At 49.3% G+C, this 14563-nt stretch carries 19 protein-coding genes; 17 read left to right on the forward strand and 2 right to left on the reverse strand.

Annotation, left to right across the window (positions count from 1 at the left end; translation table 11 throughout):
* Positions 1–3: 3 nt before the first annotated feature.
* The 9 genes from FGB90_RS03235 to FGB90_RS03275 all read left to right on the forward strand — a co-directional run bounded on the left by FGB90_RS03235 (position 4) and on the right by FGB90_RS03275 (position 6736).
* Positions 4–423, forward strand: a complete 420-nt coding sequence (locus FGB90_RS03235; RefSeq protein ID WP_138809125.1) for an acyl-CoA thioesterase — start codon at positions 4–6, stop codon at positions 421–423.
* Between the two features lie 17 nt (positions 424–440).
* Complete coding sequence (locus FGB90_RS03240) at positions 441–1007, forward strand: suppressor of fused domain protein (protein ID WP_138809126.1); 567 nt, start codon at positions 441–443, stop codon at positions 1005–1007.
* Positions 1008–1070: 63 nt separating this feature from the next.
* A complete protein-coding gene (tlp, locus tag FGB90_RS03245; RefSeq protein ID WP_138809127.1) occupies positions 1071–1301 on the forward strand; it encodes a small acid-soluble spore protein Tlp in 231 nt (76 codons plus the stop codon).
* A gap of 194 nt (positions 1302–1495) precedes the next feature.
* Positions 1496–1813, forward strand: coding sequence for a hypothetical protein (locus tag FGB90_RS03250; RefSeq protein ID WP_138809128.1), 318 nt, complete (start codon positions 1496–1498; stop codon positions 1811–1813).
* 32 nt (positions 1814–1845) lie between these two features.
* Positions 1846–2673 (forward strand): NAD(+) synthase, encoded by an 828-nt coding sequence (gene nadE / locus FGB90_RS03255; RefSeq protein ID WP_281280010.1) that lies wholly within the window; start codon positions 1846–1848, stop codon positions 2671–2673.
* Positions 2674–2681: 8 nt separating this feature from the next.
* A complete protein-coding gene (locus FGB90_RS03260; protein ID WP_138809129.1) occupies positions 2682–3530 on the forward strand; it encodes a PHP domain-containing protein in 849 nt (282 codons plus the stop codon).
* Between the two features lie 126 nt (positions 3531–3656).
* Complete coding sequence (locus FGB90_RS03265; RefSeq protein WP_138809130.1) at positions 3657–4877, forward strand: EAL domain-containing protein; 1221 nt, start codon at positions 3657–3659, stop codon at positions 4875–4877.
* 83 nt (positions 4878–4960) lie between these two features.
* On the forward strand, positions 4961–5656 hold the full coding sequence (locus FGB90_RS03270; RefSeq protein ID WP_138809131.1) for a TVP38/TMEM64 family protein: 696 nt from the start codon (positions 4961–4963) through the stop codon (positions 5654–5656).
* A gap of 81 nt (positions 5657–5737) precedes the next feature.
* Positions 5738–6736 (forward strand): DUF2207 family protein, encoded by a 999-nt coding sequence (locus FGB90_RS03275; protein WP_171051678.1) that lies wholly within the window; start codon positions 5738–5740, stop codon positions 6734–6736.
* Positions 6737–6746: 10 nt separating this feature from the next.
* Here the strand turns inward: FGB90_RS03275 and FGB90_RS03280 are convergent, their stop codons facing one another.
* Positions 6747–7487, reverse strand: a complete 741-nt coding sequence (locus tag FGB90_RS03280) for a hypothetical protein (protein WP_138809133.1) — start codon at positions 7485–7487, stop codon at positions 6747–6749.
* A 163-nt stretch (positions 7488–7650) separates the two neighbouring features.
* On the opposite strand from FGB90_RS03280, the gene FGB90_RS03285 reads away from it, so the two are divergent.
* Entirely contained in the window at positions 7651–8163 is a 513-nt protein-coding gene (locus FGB90_RS03285; RefSeq protein WP_138809134.1) for a YwpF-like family protein, read from the forward strand.
* Between the two features lie 54 nt (positions 8164–8217).
* On the forward strand, positions 8218–9081 hold the full coding sequence (locus tag FGB90_RS03290) for an amidohydrolase family protein (RefSeq protein WP_138809135.1): 864 nt from the start codon (positions 8218–8220) through the stop codon (positions 9079–9081).
* On the opposite strand, the gene FGB90_RS03295 is transcribed toward FGB90_RS03290, so the two are convergent.
* A complete protein-coding gene (locus FGB90_RS03295; protein ID WP_138809136.1) occupies positions 9078–9449 on the reverse strand; it encodes a YhjD family protein in 372 nt (123 codons plus the stop codon). The genes FGB90_RS03290 and FGB90_RS03295 overlap by 4 nt on opposite strands.
* 176 nt (positions 9450–9625) lie before the next feature.
* On the opposite strand from FGB90_RS03295, the gene FGB90_RS03300 reads away from it, so the two are divergent.
* The 6 genes from FGB90_RS03300 (at position 9626) to FGB90_RS03325 (ending at position 14543) form a co-directional block, all read left to right on the forward strand.
* A complete protein-coding gene (locus FGB90_RS03300) occupies positions 9626–10351 on the forward strand; it encodes a peptidylprolyl isomerase (RefSeq protein WP_246056034.1) in 726 nt (241 codons plus the stop codon).
* A gap of 410 nt (positions 10352–10761) precedes the next feature.
* Positions 10762–11676, forward strand: a complete 915-nt coding sequence (locus FGB90_RS03305) for an ABC transporter ATP-binding protein (RefSeq protein WP_246056036.1) — start codon at positions 10762–10764, stop codon at positions 11674–11676.
* Positions 11673–12620: a DUF2705 family protein gene (locus tag FGB90_RS03310; protein WP_138809137.1), complete on the forward strand. Its 948-nt coding sequence runs from the start codon at positions 11673–11675 to the stop codon at positions 12618–12620. The genes FGB90_RS03305 and FGB90_RS03310 overlap by 4 nt, the downstream gene beginning before the upstream one ends.
* A 56-nt stretch (positions 12621–12676) precedes the next feature.
* Complete coding sequence (locus tag FGB90_RS03315) at positions 12677–13057, forward strand: GntR family transcriptional regulator (RefSeq protein WP_246056038.1); 381 nt, start codon at positions 12677–12679, stop codon at positions 13055–13057.
* Entirely contained in the window at positions 13054–13755 is a 702-nt protein-coding gene (locus FGB90_RS03320) for an ABC transporter ATP-binding protein (protein WP_138809138.1), read from the forward strand. The genes FGB90_RS03315 and FGB90_RS03320 overlap by 4 nt, the downstream gene beginning before the upstream one ends.
* Positions 13752–14543, forward strand: coding sequence for a hypothetical protein (locus tag FGB90_RS03325; RefSeq protein ID WP_138809139.1), 792 nt, complete (start codon positions 13752–13754; stop codon positions 14541–14543). Before FGB90_RS03320 ends, FGB90_RS03325 begins: the two co-directional genes overlap by 4 nt.
* The last annotated feature ends 20 nt before the right edge of the window (positions 14544–14563 follow it).

The raw sequence follows: 14563 nt of genomic DNA on the forward strand, positions 1-14563 counted from the left end.
AAGATGCTTACCACTGAATCAACGATTACCGTAAGATATGCCGAGACCGACCAGATGGGGGTAGTGTATCATGCCAATTACCTCGTCTGGTGTGAGATCGGCCGGACAAAGCTGATCGAGGAACTCGGCTTCCGCTATGCGGATATGGAGAAAGAAGGAATTCTGTCTCCGGTTACGAACATAAACCTTTCCTATAAATCGCCTGCCCGTTACGGGGAGGATGTGACCGTATATACGTGGATTGAAAAATATACAGGAATCCGGGTTACATACGGCTATGAAATCAGAAGCGAAGGACGCGTGTGCGTGTCCGGTTACAGTGAGCACGTGTGCGTGAAAAAAGACAGTTTTCGTCCCGTTTCTGTGAAAAAGCATTTTCCGGCCTGGCACGAGGCCTATGAGCGCAAAAAAAAGAAATCATAATTCCCGGGAGGAGTAACATGACGGCTTTTACGGACTTTCTAGAAAAACATATGGGGACGATCGACTGCGGCTGGCACTTGGATCAGCAGGGAAGAACACTGCCGTTCCAGATCGTAAAGTTTAATGGCGGCCCATTCCCGGAGACAGTCACATACTCCACTCTGGGACTGAGCCGTGATGGTTTTTCCGATGAGGAGTCCGGCGAAACTGTCAGGCAGGAACTTATATTTGTAACGGGCAGAGATTTTGAGCATCCCCATATCCCCTACATTCTTCAGAACACGGCACTGATTGCCGTAAACAGCAATCGCCCTTTTTTCAGAGGGGACGTGATCGGGCCGTTCGGGCCGATGTTTGACGACGCTGATATGGAGGCGTTTTACGTAACGGTCCCTGTTTATTTTGAGAATACGTTCCACAGCTACAGAACGGCCGATGGCACTCCGTACAGGATCCTCTGGCTGATCCCTGTTACTGCGCCGGAAGCCGAATATGCAGAAAAGTACGGCTGGGGGGCTTTTGAAGATCTTCTTGAAAAATCCGAGCCCGACTTGACCGATGTATACCGGCCATCGCTCGTCTGATGAATAAAATCATTATTTCTCCTGCAGAATAAGACAGTACTTTTTACAAGGAGGAATTTACAGATGAAAGCTAAGCCGGATAATCGTCAGGACAACGTGGAAAAACTTGAGAAAATGGTGGAAGACACCCGTGAAAACATGGAAGCAGCAAAGGAAACAGCAGCCAATGTGGATCTAAAAGATTCTGACCGCCGGGATATCGAGGAGAAAAACCGCCGCCGCGAAGAAAGCATTCAGAGCTTTCAGGCTGAAATCGCGGACGAGAAGGCTGCCAGAGAGCGCGGGGAGATTTAATAATCCGCATAATAGGGTAACAGAAAGGCAGGGGCATAAACCCTGCCTTTTTTCTGTTCTGTGCTGATCCCGGCAGTCGGCATTCCCTCCATTTTTCAATGGTCGGAGGTGCATTCATCCCATATTCATTGATTCTTTCCGCCGGGACAAACTAAAATAAAAGCAGACCGTAAAAGTAAAGGAGGGCGACCTGGATGGCTTTTGGAATCAGCAGGGATGAGCTGGAGAATTTCAAAAAGCGGGCCCAAGCCGGTGAAGTGGCTCTGATTACCCACTACTGGTACGATGAACGCTTCCCGCAGTACAAAACGGTAACGAAGGCAGGCTGCAGCGATGTAAGCCGACTGATTGAATGGGGACAGCAGTACGGACTGAAAAAGGAATGGATTCATTACAGAGAAGGTCTTCCCCACTTTGACCTGCTCGGGGAAGACGCCAGGAGAATCCTTAAGCAGGAAGGCAGAAACAGCCAGCTCGAGCGTTTCAAAGGTGCATTCAGTCCGTCATCCTGAGCTGGTGAAATACATTAACTGGAGGGTGGAAAATGATAAAAAAACAGGATGAAATTATTCATGAATTAAAAGTAAAACCCGAAATCGATCTCGAAGAGGAAAAGAGAAAGAGAATTGATTTTCTGAAAGCCTATACAAAAAAATCAGGGACTAAGGGATATGTGCTCGGGATCAGCGGCGGGCAGGACTCCTCCCTTTTGGGAAAGCTTATTCAGCTTGCCATGGCCGAGCTGAATGAAGAGGAATCCACGGACCGCTATACGTTTTATGCCGTACGTCTTCCACACGGGACGCAGATGGATGAGGACGATGCGCAGATGGCCCTTGAATTTATTGAGCCCTATCATATTAAGACCGTAAATATAAAGCCTGCTGTCGATGCCTCCTACGGACAGTTCAGAGAAGCCACCGGTGAGGAAATGAGTGATTTCGTCAAAGGGAACACAAAGGCGAGGGAGCGTATGAAAGTGCAGTACGATCTTGCTGCCCACTACGAATGCCTTGTTGCAGGCACCGATCATGCAGCTGAAGCTGTTACGGGCTTCTATACAAAATACGGGGACGGTGCGTGTGACGTGGCACCGCTGTTCGGTTTGTCCAAACGGCAGGGAAAAGAGCTGTTAAAAGCCCTCGGTGCACCAGAACGTCTTTATCTGAAAAAACCGACAGCTGACCTGGAGGATGACCAGCCGCTTCTGCCTGACGAGGAAGCCCTCGGTATTACCTATGATGAGATCGATGATTATCTCGAAGGAAAGGAAATCAGCAGTGAGAGCCGCGAGAATCTTGAACAGCGGTACGATCAGACGGAGCATAAGCGTCAGCTGCCGGTTACGGTATATGATAAGTGGTGGCAGTAAACAGAGAAATGAAAGCAGATCTTCATATGCACTCCACCTACTCGGATGGCAGCTATGACCCGGCTGCTCTGATGAAAAAGTGTGCTGATGCAGGCCTCACTGCCGTATCCCTTACCGATCACGACACGACAGGCGGGCTGAAAGAGGCATCTTCAGAGGCGGAAAAATACGGGATTCATTTTATTCCGGGTATTGAGCTGAGTACCAGATCAAAGACGGGACGAAGCGTGGATATTCTCGGTTACGGTTTCAACGAGGAAGATGCTGAGTTTCAGAAAACCATAGCCTACTACCGCAGTATGCGGAAAGGCCGTATGGAAGAGATGATCCGCAAGTGTCATGAACTCGGACTTGATATTGAGTGGCAGGACGTTCTTGTCCATGTTACCGGCCATACATACTCCCGGCCGCACATGGCAAAGGCACTTGTTGACAAGGGTTATGCCGAGACTGTTGCGGATGCCTTCGATCGTTATATAGGGTACAATAAGCCTCTTTACGTACCAAAAAAAGAGGAGCTGTCACCCCAGCAGGCGATCAGTGTCATTCAGAAGGCAGGCGGACTGGCTGTTGTGGCGCACCCGGTTTTTTACAATCTCGACGGGGAGATTGCCGACTGGGCTGAGAATGCCGGACTGGATGGAATTGAAGTCTATCACCGTGACCACTCGGAAGAAGCTGTCGCCCGTTTTTCGGAGCTGGCGGACCGGATAGAGAAAAAGTCCGGACGCAGTCTGCTCCGTTCCGGAGGATCTGATTTCCACCACGAATCCTTCGGAAGGGAAGGAGAGGAAATCGGCGTCACCAAGCTTCCGGTCAGGGAGGCGAAGAAGATTATTGAGTCACTTTCGAAATGATGGAGTTACTATAAAGCAGCAGCGGGCTTCCATAGTTAAATATGGAGGCCCTGCCGCATTTTTGATCAACTTTCCCCTCAGCGTGATATAATTTTAAAGTAAAGGTAAGCGAAGGGGAAATGGCAGATGGACACACACGATGCAGTACAAAATGAAAAACAGGTTAAAGTAATCTTTCATCCCGTCCTAAGTTCCGAAGTTCAGGTTGTTGACGGTTATGAGGTAACAGGTATGTACCGGGATGGGGACAAATACCGCCCTGTCCGCCCTCTGCTCGATGACCCTGCTGCAGCACTTGAAGATAAGTGGGAAGTGAGCCGGTTAATCTACGACAGGTCCTTTTCATATTATTTGCAGCAGAAAGAGTCTCCATGGCTGTTTGTTAACGTCCATGCAGGGGTTCTCTACGAAGGTGATCTTCACGAACGTTTTCTTACTCTAGCCGAAAAGTATTTCTCACTGGGACTGCCCAGGCATAAAATCATTCTCCAGTTCAGGCAGGCGGACTTCCCGGGGGACCCGGAGAGTCTGAGCCATCTGCTTAAATTTTTCACTGCAAGCGGGATCAGGGTGGCGGTGGATGATCTGGGAAGGGACGGCAGTGATCTTGATCTCATTTCCAGACTCGAGCCGGATCTGCTGAAGGTTGACCTGAGTGAAATAGGTAACCACGATTCAGCGTTTGACTACCGGAATGTGCTTGAGTCCCTCGCACTGTTTTCAAGAAAAATCGGTGCCTCCCTCATGTTCAGGGGTATCGAGGACCTTCACCACCTTTATCTTGCATGGCGTCACGGGGGCCAGTTCATGCAGGGGAAATATCTTCTGGCGCCGGCTGAAACATGGGTGGATAAAAACAGTATGACGTCCTCTCTCAGGGAGAAGATGAAGTCTTTTATTAACCGTGAAAACAAAAGACTGCAGGAGCAGATTGCCTTTGTACTTGATCTCGATGCGAAATTGGCACGTCTGGAAAAGTTACTGCCGGATGAAGCGGGAAACGATGCCCGGGCAGCACGGATTGCAAAGGAACTGGGCCCGTTAACCTTCCGGGTATACAGCTGCGACAGATTCGGCTATCAGCTTACAAGCAACTGGATTAAAGACGCCGGGGAAAACTGGAGTGCCGATGAGGAAGCGAAGGGGAAAAACTGGAGCTGGCGTTCCTACTTCCTTGAAAACCTTGCACAGATGGAAGGGAGGAGGGCAGGCATCCTTTCTGATACGTACCGGGATATCGACACCAATGATGTGATCAGAACCTATTCCTATCCGCTGCGCGAAGACGAGTTTATTTTTATTGATCTGTCCCCGTCTTTTTTATATGACAAAGACTGGCTGGTCTGATACGGTGCTTACTGTCCGGTGATGAAATAACCGGGTGCGGCTTTTCGGGAACAGCCCGGATTCAGGCCGAAAGGGGGATTACAGTGAAAAAATGGCTTCTGCTTATCTCAATACTGGCGGCACTGGTCCTTCTTTGGCAGACTGATTTTATTAAGGCTGCAAGAAACAGTGATACCGCATTTTTTACGGAGACGCTTTTCAGCCAATGGGGCATGTTTCTCCCGCTTGTCACCATTCCCCTGCTGGTTATCCAGAACATCTTTACGCTTTTTCCGGTTCTGATCATCATCATTGTGCATAACCTGGCATTCGGCTTTGCGGGAGGGGCACTGATCAGTTTTACCGGCACGCTGGCCGGAGCACTGGCCTGTTTTTATCTTGTAAGATACTTTAACGTGGGATTTATAAGGAAAATACAGGAGAAACATGAGCAGAAGTTTGAAAGGTACTACAGGTGGATCAGCAGATACGGAGTGATGATGATCATTCTGCTCAGAAGTATACCTGTTTTTCCAAGCAACATCATTTCTGCTGCAGCAGCCTTTACACCGATCCGCAGCGGGGCGTATTTCTGGTCCTGTGTGTTCGGTAACCTGTCCATGGTCTGGCTGCTGTCTCTCCTGAGTGCACCGGTATGGGCGGGGGAGGAGCATGCTTCACTCGTATCCTGGCTATTTGCCGGTTATGTTCTATACTGCGCCGGACTTCTTGTCTTTTTTATCAGGCAGGAAGTGGAGAGAAGGAAAATCCGGACCGTTCGCAGAGCAGATGTATCATGACACCTGCAGACGCCGGTGCTTTTTTTCCTGCCTGCAGTTTAGTAACATAGAAGTAAGCAGTCTATGGAAGGAGCGATCTGCTTGATCATAACCGGATGGATTCTGTTTGCGTTAATTACAGGATTGACAGTGACAGTCCTGAAGATGGAAAAAATGAAAAAAGCCGATCCCTTTTCATTTGAAGGAGAAAAAGAAAAGCTTCTTCAAAGTCTGGAAAAGACCCGGCTTAGTCCGGCCATGACCGTAAAACTTATGTCCAGGCGCGGCCTGTCATCAAATGACGTTACTGCCGGGCTTCTTCATCTGGCTCTAAAAGGGGCAGTCAGGCTGGAATATGACAACAGTGCCGATAACCACAGCTTTGTGGAGCGCAAAAAGGAGCTGCCCGGGGAACCTCTCACGGAAGATGAACAGTTTCTGCTGGAGTGGTTATTATACAGGGTCGGAAGTAATGGGGTATTCCGTATCGGAGATCTGGCCCGCTATACTGATGATAAGGGGAAAATGGAGCAGTATCTTCATGATCTCTACACGTGGGAACAGCGGACCGTTTCCTCTCTTAAAGCATTTAACCTGTATCGGCCGCTGGGGCTGCCGAGGATGCTGGTGTTAGCGGGAGGGGCTGTCGGCACCCTCGCCGGGAGTGTACTCGTATTTTTCCAGCCTTTTACCGGTGCCGCAGTTTTCCTTGCCGGCCTTGCGGGTCTCGCTGCGATCTATTTTGTTTCCCCCCACACAGCAGCGGGAAGAATGGAGGAATCGAGGTGGCGATCATACTACCAGCTTCTCAGCAGTGAGGAAGCAGGAAGACTGGATCGTGAACACTTATCTCTTTCCTTCATTTATGCTATTGCCTTTAAAGTACTTGACCGGTTTTACACAGCGTTTCCTGTCAGGGAGGCAGATGAACTGAAGGTGAATGAGGAACCGTTTCCTCTTTACTATTTTGCTCCTGCAGGTTCGGTCGTTCTCTCCGCTGAAGGGGTGCGGATGTATGAGGAACTGGAGCAGAGTTTTGACCGTGTTGAAAATGCACCGGTTGCCATGGGTGACAGTGACCTCCCTGATGGACTCGACTGACCGACTCTCATCACCGGCTTTTCCACGAGGCTCTCTGCACGTAACGCTTCATAACGGCTTCGTGCAGAGGAGCCTGGGTCATCCGGTACAGCGGGCGCAGGAGGGCAGGTGTAAAAGAAGTCAGGGCGGTATAGACGATGCCTTTTTTCCTCTCGCAGAGGAAATGAAAATAACCGGGAGTGCTGCCTTCCCCTGCAAGCATGCCGCCGGTAATCCGGTAGAGCCCTTCTCCTGCCTCTCCGGGAACACCGGCATGTCTCATTTTGATAAGGGGGATCCCGAAAGCCGAAATAATAAACCGGGAGCAGTCCACCTCGGTCCGGATGGTGTTACAGGATGCTGTTTCCAGCCACGCAGCATATTCTGAGGCAGCTTTTCTACCGGTGATCGCACAGCTCTGAAGGTAAAGCTGGACGGATGTGAACGATCTTCCATTCTGTGCCGCGCTCCGGGAACAGGAGGGGAGAAAGAGGAACTCTGTGTTAAACTGGCGTTCAAGTGAAGCAAGATAATCCGTTACATAGCAGCTGAACGCTTCAGTCCCTCTGACTTTGCCACTTGCCGGGTATGGATCTGTGTGCAGAAATATCCGGTCGAACCTCTCCGCAGCATCTGCCAGGTGTACAGGATCACCCGGGAGAAACGCGGAGCCTGACGGTATTTCTTTACAGGCACTCAGTACGGTAACTTCAGCCGGACAGTTTCGGAAAAATGCCGGATGCAGGCTGGTCAAAAGTGCGTCCCTTTTCATAGGCAGTACTCCTTTCCGTCTCCTGTTTCAGGATCAGGACATGAAATAATCATATAGTGTTATATCGAAACCGGCTTACTCCGCGGAAAACGCAATCCCGTTTATTTTATCACAGCATTAACCTGAATCCGGAGAGCCGCTTCTTAAAATAAGGAGGTAAAAGATGAAGACATTTAAATTATGCTCCCTTGCCGTTCTGTTTGATGATGAACATGGGAAGGAGGAACTCGATGGAAAACAGATTCCCCTTGTGGACGGGCTTATAATCAACAAGGAGGAAGCGAATAAGAACTGGCTCGTTGAAGCTGTGCTGGATAAAAAATGGCGCCGTTTTTTTGAGGAATACAAAGAAGCGGATCAGCACTTCATGGCTGAAGTGACGATTACAAAGAAAACGAATGACCCTGCGACGCTTGTCTGCTCCGTGAAATCAGTCAACGATCTGAGCAGTCACCTGAGTGTGCATCTTGACGGCGTCATTGTGGCCAAGAAGGATGACCTTTCCGATATGCTGCTGCAGACGCTCGTGAAGGAAGGCTATCAGGGAGAGAGTCTTTACGAAGAATTCAAGAAACGTAAAAGGGACCGGGGTCAGGCGATCCAGGGAATTCTTACAACAGCGTACGAGCAAGTGAAGGAAAAAGGCTACGTGGACACAAAGAAGGAAAACGGGTAATTCCCCGGCGTCCGGCTAAGCCTGTCTATTCCCCCCGCAGAAGAGAGGATTGTTATGAAGATCATCGATGCCCATATTCACTTTTCCCATATCGGAAGTTTTCACCGGACAGCCCATGATCTCTCACTGGTGGATTATTCATTTAAAGGCTTTGAGAAGGAGTTTGGTGATGCCGGTGTGGTGTTTTCAATTGCGATGGGGCTCAGGGAAATCGAAGGAGGAGAAGGGTTTCCGGACAGGACTCCATCCACGCCCATGGGAGTGGATTTAAGCTCTTCAATTCCCGGCCGTATGGCTGTCTGCCAGGGGGTCAATCCCTACCGGCTTGGAAAAAAGGATCTGGACAGGCTGGAAAAAGAGCTGCTCAGACCCGAAACAGCCGGCATTAAAATCTACCTCGGGTATTATCCCTTCTATGCCCACGACCGGGTGTACGGGCCTGTATACGAACTGGCGGCGGCCTACAGGCTGCCGGTGGTGCTTCACACCGGTGATACATATTCCGAGCGCGGTCTTCTTAAATATGCCCACCCCCTGACCATTGATGAAACAGCAGTGTATAACCGTGACGTTACATTTATAATGGCCCACTTCGGAGACCCCTGGATGCTTGATGCTGCCGAAGTGGTTTACAAAAACCCGAACGTCTTTGCCGATCTTTCCGGCCTGATTGTGGGAGATGAAAGAGAAGTAAAACGTATTTCCGGAACGCCGCACTTTTTTGATCATTTTAATCATGCACTGGCTTTTTGTGATCATTACGAAAAACTGCTGTTCGGCACCGACTGGCCGCTCGTGGAAGTACGCCCCTACGCCGATTTTATTGCTTCAAAGATTCCTGCAAAATATCACGACGATGTTTTTTACAATACAGCTCTCCGGGTATTTCCGAAAATCAGGCCTCTTATTCCAGATTAGCCTGCCGGTCCCTGCGGATGTCTGAAAAAGCAGGATTCGATTGTTTCGGCAACCTGGTTTTTAAGATGGGCGTTCATGTACTTGGCCGTCATGGCGTAGCCCCGGAAGAAAATGGTGTATTCGGAAAAGGTATCGTCACGGCTGTTCAGTTCCACTTTAAGACCGATTTTTTTCATACGCATTTTTGTGAGACTGAGTTCCCGGCCGATCATATGAATCGTGCGTTCAAGGAGGCGGATGTAGGGATCCTTGAGCTTTAGCGGTGCCTCCTCCATCCGGGCAAGGTCGTTTTCGAGCACTTTTCGTGAAAGTTCGTAGAGAATACAGGTTTCACTCAGCCGTTCTTCCTCAACAGTGAGTCTTGCCATCACATTGTCCCCCTTTTACTCCTTCCGCCACAAAAGCGAACGTTTGTTCTGTTAATTATATTACCCTTATTTTCAAAAATGAGTCAAGAAGAAAAAGATTCCTGCTTGCGTTTTTGGCACAAAGTCATTAATAATAATGACAGGCACGTACATAAGTGGAAAAAGGAGTTTTTCATATGAACAGATCATCACGAATGGCATTGGGCGGATTTGCCGCAGCGGCGATGCTGCTTTCTGCCTGCGGGGAGAATGATACCGGGGAAAACGGGGAGACAGACGTTTCCGGCGACAATGGCACTTCTTCACTGCCCCAGCTGACTGACACGGTAGCCGGGGATGAACGGGAAGTCATCATGCGGACTTCAATGGGGGAGATTCATTTAAAGCTGTTTCCCGAACAGGCACCAAAAACAGTGGAAAACTTTCTTACTCATGCGGAAGACGGCTATTATGAAGGAATCATTTTTCACCGGGTACTTGAAGACTTTATGATCCAGGGCGGGGATCCGACCGGAACCGGCATGGGTGGAGACAGTATCTACGGGGAACCGTTTGAAGACGAATTTGATCCGGAGCTTGTCCACCTCAGAGGTGCCCTGTCCATGGCCAACAGCGGTCCGAATACAAATTCCAGCCAGTTTTTCATTGTACAGGCAGACAGCCTTGCACCTGAACTGGAATCCCAGATCGATGAGCTCGTGGAGAGCGGTGAATTTGATGAAGAGGTTGCAGAGGCCTACAAAGAGTACGGCGGTACACCCCACCTGGATAACGGACATTCGGTCTTTGGCCACGTCATTGACGGAATGGACGTTGTTGATGACATCGCAGCCGTGGATGTGGATCAGGAGGGAAGGCCGGATGAAGACGTTGTGATTGAGGAGATTGAAGTCCTCGACTGACTGTAAGGGAAAACAGAAAGGCATAGATTGCTGCTTTTACCAGGTACTAAATGGAGCGAAAGGCGGCGGCTCCAACGGGAAAAGCAGGAGCAGAAGACCCCGAAGGGTGAATTTCCCGAGGAGGCTGAGGCCCTGCCCGCGGAAAGCGTCCGCCTGCAGCGTAATGAAACAACAAAATAGAGCCTTCCGAAAAGAGCGAACAGAAAAAAGACCGGATTCCATTTTCAATGATCAGGAATCCGGCTTTTTTTGTATTATGAAGACAGTGCAAACGATTGCACTATCTCTGTAATTTAAGCTTAAAAGAAGCCGGCAGCTCCTTCAACAGAGAAAATCCGTTGACCTGCACATTGTATTGGTGTACTATTTGATTAGTACACTAGAACAACGGTATTGAAGGAGGAAAACAAGTGGAGGAAGCTGTTGTATTAGACGGTCTGACCAAACAGATGAAAAAACGGATCATTGTAAATAATATCAGTCTGAAAATCCGTAAAGGAGAGGTTTTCGGCCTCCTGGGGCCAAATGGGGCAGGCAAAACAACCATTATCAGAATGATGACAGGACTCATCAGGCCGACTGCCGGCAAAGTGGAAATCTGCGGATATTCTGTAAAGGATGAGTTTGAAAAGGCGGCTTCATTAACCGGGGCTGTCGTTGAGAACCCTGAAATGTACGGTTACCTGAGCGGGTGGGATAACCTGATACACTGTGCGAAAATGCACGGGGGTGTGTCAGAGGACCGGATCAGGGAGATTCTCAGACTTGTTGATTTGGAAGAGAGAATCGGGGATAAAGTCAGAACGTATTCTCTTGGAATGAGGCAGCGGCTTGGTCTTGCTCAGTCCCTGCTTCACCGTCCTCAGGTTCTTATTCTGGATGAGCCGACAAATGGACTCGATCCGGCAGGGATCCGGGAAATGAGAGAATACCTCGGAAAACTTGCCCGGGAGGAGAACATCTGTGTGATTGTTTCCAGTCACCTGCTTTCAGAGATGGAAAAAATGTGTGACCGGGTTGCTATTATTCACAGGGGGGAGTGCATCCGGATGGAAGAACTGAAAAGCCCTGATGAAAACGGAAGACAGAAGTGGTTTATTGCTGCAGAAGGGGATTTGAAACGTACAGAGAAACTGCTGAATGATCTTGTGCATTCGTATGAAACGGCTGCGGGTGGGATCAGGGTTTCTGCTGACAGAGAGAAAATACCGGAATGTCTTTCACGGCTGATTGGTGAAGGGATACTCGTTTTCGAGGTCAGAGCCGACGAAAAAGCGACACTTGAAGAGGAATTCCTGTCAATTACCGGAGGGGTTGTCTCATGAAACAGCTCATACGACTTACAGGAAACGAGTGGATGAAACTCCGCAAAAGAACGGGAACAAAAGTTATGTTTGTTCTGCTTGTTGCCATTGTACTTGCAGGAGGGCTGATTACGAAGTACCTGATTCCGCATGAAGAGCCATCCGGGGGATGGGAGGAGCGCCTGGTCCAGAAAAATGCGGCTCTGGAAAGTGAACTTGCCGCAGAGGAAACACAGGGGGCGGCACGTCTGGAAGAACAGCTGCTCGTAAATCAGTATCACCTTGATTCAGGGGTCGAACCCCTTACTTCACAGCACATGTGGTCCTTTTTCAGCGATAACGGCATGGTTCTCAGCATAATAACGGTTTTTACAGTTATTGCGGCCGCCGGAAGTGTATCGGGTGAGCACAGTACAGGAACGATCAAACTGCTGCTTGCCAGGCCGGTAAACAGGTGGAAAATACTGTTGTCCAAATGGCTGGCAGTTCTGCTGTTTGCTTCTGTGATGCTTCTCGTGTTTATCACTGCGACACTCGTTATTGGCACCGTGCTGTTTCCCGGAGGGCTTTCTGCCGACAGATGGGTTGAAGTCGTCAATGGAGAGATTCGTGACTGGTACGCACCTTTTTATGGGCTTACTGTTTATGCTTTGCAGTTTATTGAGGTCATAATTTACGCTGCGCTTGCCTTTATGATTGGCACTGTGTTTAAAAATCAGGCCCTTTCGGTGGGGATTTCACTGACGGCACTGTTTATGGGTAGTCAGATTGTTTTTCTCCTCAGCGGGTATGAATGGGCGAAATACATTCTTTTCGCCAATACGTATTTACTTCAGTACCTGCAGGGAGATCCGCTGGTTCCCGGCATGTCCGCAGCTTTTTCAGTCATCGTCCTTGCTGCATACCTCGTTTTGTTTCTTGCTGTGACCTTTAACGTGTTCACAGGAAGAGATGTGGTGGACTGATGAGTTCTGCTACAATGTAGATGGAATTATTTCCTCTTGTAAGGGAGCGTGGCAGTGTGGCGATAACATTTGATCATAATCGTCCGATCTATCTTCAGCTGAAGGAGAAGATGTATGGGGATATCTGCAGCGGCGAGCTGCTGCCGGGCAGCCGCCTTCCCTCGGTGAGGGAAATGGCTGTTCAGGCCGGGGTTAACCCGAATACGGTTTCGAGGACCTATATGGAGATGGAACGGGAAGGGGCAGTGGAATCCCGGCGCGGACAGGGAACATTTGTAACGGAGAATTCAGATGTCATCACCAGCCTGAAAAAGACCGCGGCGGAAGAAGAAACACGCAGACTTGTGAACGTGCTCAGACAGTACGGATATAAGGATGATGAAATCATTAATCTGCTTAAGACCGAGATTCATGTGAAAGGAGAGCAGCCGGAATGAATGAACCATTTATTAAAACAGGGGGACTTTCAAAATCATACAGAGGAAAGAAGGCTCTGGACAATGTAACTGTATCCATCGACAGGCCTGGAATTACCGGCCTGATCGGCCCGAATGGAAGCGGTAAATCCACTCTTTTAAAAACGGCTGCAGGTCTCCTCCGGCCCGGAAAGGGAAGTGTGACTGTGCTTGGGGAACCGGTTTCAAGACAAGTAGCGTCCAGAGTCTCCTTGCTGGCAGAGGTGGATTCACTTTACGGCTACCAGACTCCGGAAGAAGCGGTTACGTTTTTCAGCAGGGTTTTCCCGGATTTTTCGAGTGAGAAAGCCGCCAGTCTTCTGGAAAAGCTTGAAATCGACAGTGGAACCGAAATAAAAAATCTGTCAAAGGGCAGCCGGGCCCGGGTGAAAATTGCGCTTACACTGGCGCGGGATGTACCGCTTCTGTTGATGGACGAACCGTTATCGGGGCTGGATCCGATTGTGAGAGAGGAAATACTCGGAATGATTATCAGTTGTATAGACATCAGCCGTCAGGCAGCGGTTATCTCCACTCATGAAGTGGCGGAAGTCGAACCGTTTCTCGATCACGTGGTATTTATCAGGAATGGGAAAATCCTTCTCTCTGAAAACGTGGAAAAACTCCGGGAAACGAAAGGAAAAAGTGTTGTTGAAGTGATGAGGGAGGTGCTCTCATGACATGGATGGCTCTTTTTCGTAAGGAAGTCAGGCAGAATCTGTTCCTGATGGGGCTGCACGGCGCCCTGCTCCTCGCTGTGTTTGCATTTATTACGTATCACGTTGGGCGTCTCAATCTGTCGATGATTTTTATCGGTATTCCTCTCATTGCCGGACACCTGATTGCAGTTCTGATTTACATTGTGGCTTCCATGCGCAGAGAATGGAAAGAAAGGACTGCTCTCATCTGGATGAACCTTCCCCATTCGGGTTTCACGCTTCTCTCGGCAAAATTGGCAGCGGCTGTTTTTGCCGGCGCTATGTTCCTTGCCGTCACGATGGTTTCTTTCGGCCTGATTCTTCATACAGCCGATTCGCAGCTTGCTGTATTTGCAGTAGACGGTCTGGGGGAGTTATATGTCCGTTATGCAGGCTGGCTGTTTGCAGGGATTATGTTCGGCAGTATACAGCTTGCTCTTGCGGGGCTGTTTATCTTTGTCATTAACAAAGTTATTCGTCCGTTCGGCTGGCTCGTGGGAATTGCCGTCACGTTTGCTTTAAGCTGGCTGTGGTCCGAATTTACAGATACACAGCTCTATGCATCCGTTGCCCACTGGGGTCCGATGCTCAGAGTGGAAGGGATTCCGGATCAGTTTAATATTGATTTATCGGATGCCCACGGTTCGGTTAACGAAAGTGGTCAGACGCTGGAGATGATTTATCTCGGACATACGCTCATTGAACTGGGTTTACTGGCAGCAGTATTTTATGTCATTTGTTATCTTTTTGATAAGAAGGCGGAGATTTAAGGAAGTGCGGCAGTTCTGTA

Source organism: Alteribacter natronophilus (assembly GCF_006007885.1).
Lineage (GTDB): Bacteria > Bacillota > Bacilli > Bacillales > Salisediminibacteriaceae > Alteribacter > Alteribacter natronophilus.

Bases quoted from the DNA above. Each gene is read 5' to 3' on its own strand.
- FGB90_RS03235 (WP_138809125.1), top strand. From the start codon at position 4: ATGCTTACCACTGAATCAACGATTACCGTAAGATATGCCGAGACCGAC.
- FGB90_RS03295 (WP_138809136.1), bottom strand. From the start codon at position 9,449: ATGGCAAGACTCACTGTTGAGGAAGAACGGCTGAGTGAAACCTGTATT.
- FGB90_RS03325 (WP_138809139.1), top strand. From the start codon at position 13,752: ATGACATGGATGGCTCTTTTTCGTAAGGAAGTCAGGCAGAATCTGTTC.
- FGB90_RS03280 (WP_138809133.1), bottom strand. From the start codon at position 7,487: ATGAAAAGGGACGCACTTTTGACCAGCCTGCATCCGGCATTTTTCCGA.
- FGB90_RS03250 (WP_138809128.1), top strand. From the start codon at position 1,496: ATGGCTTTTGGAATCAGCAGGGATGAGCTGGAGAATTTCAAAAAGCGG.
- FGB90_RS03260 (WP_138809129.1), top strand. From the start codon at position 2,682: ATGAAAGCAGATCTTCATATGCACTCCACCTACTCGGATGGCAGCTAT.
- nadE (WP_281280010.1), top strand. From the start codon at position 1,846: ATGATAAAAAAACAGGATGAAATTATTCATGAATTAAAAGTAAAACCC.
- FGB90_RS03310 (WP_138809137.1), top strand. From the start codon at position 11,673: ATGAAACAGCTCATACGACTTACAGGAAACGAGTGGATGAAACTCCGC.
- FGB90_RS03320 (WP_138809138.1), top strand. From the start codon at position 13,054: ATGAATGAACCATTTATTAAAACAGGGGGACTTTCAAAATCATACAGA.
- FGB90_RS03240 (WP_138809126.1), top strand. From the start codon at position 441: ATGACGGCTTTTACGGACTTTCTAGAAAAACATATGGGGACGATCGAC.
- tlp (WP_138809127.1), top strand. From the start codon at position 1,071: ATGAAAGCTAAGCCGGATAATCGTCAGGACAACGTGGAAAAACTTGAG.
- FGB90_RS03285 (WP_138809134.1), top strand. From the start codon at position 7,651: ATGAAGACATTTAAATTATGCTCCCTTGCCGTTCTGTTTGATGATGAA.
- FGB90_RS03290 (WP_138809135.1), top strand. From the start codon at position 8,218: ATGAAGATCATCGATGCCCATATTCACTTTTCCCATATCGGAAGTTTT.
- FGB90_RS03265 (WP_138809130.1), top strand. From the start codon at position 3,657: ATGGACACACACGATGCAGTACAAAATGAAAAACAGGTTAAAGTAATC.
- FGB90_RS03300 (WP_246056034.1), top strand. From the start codon at position 9,626: ATGAACAGATCATCACGAATGGCATTGGGCGGATTTGCCGCAGCGGCG.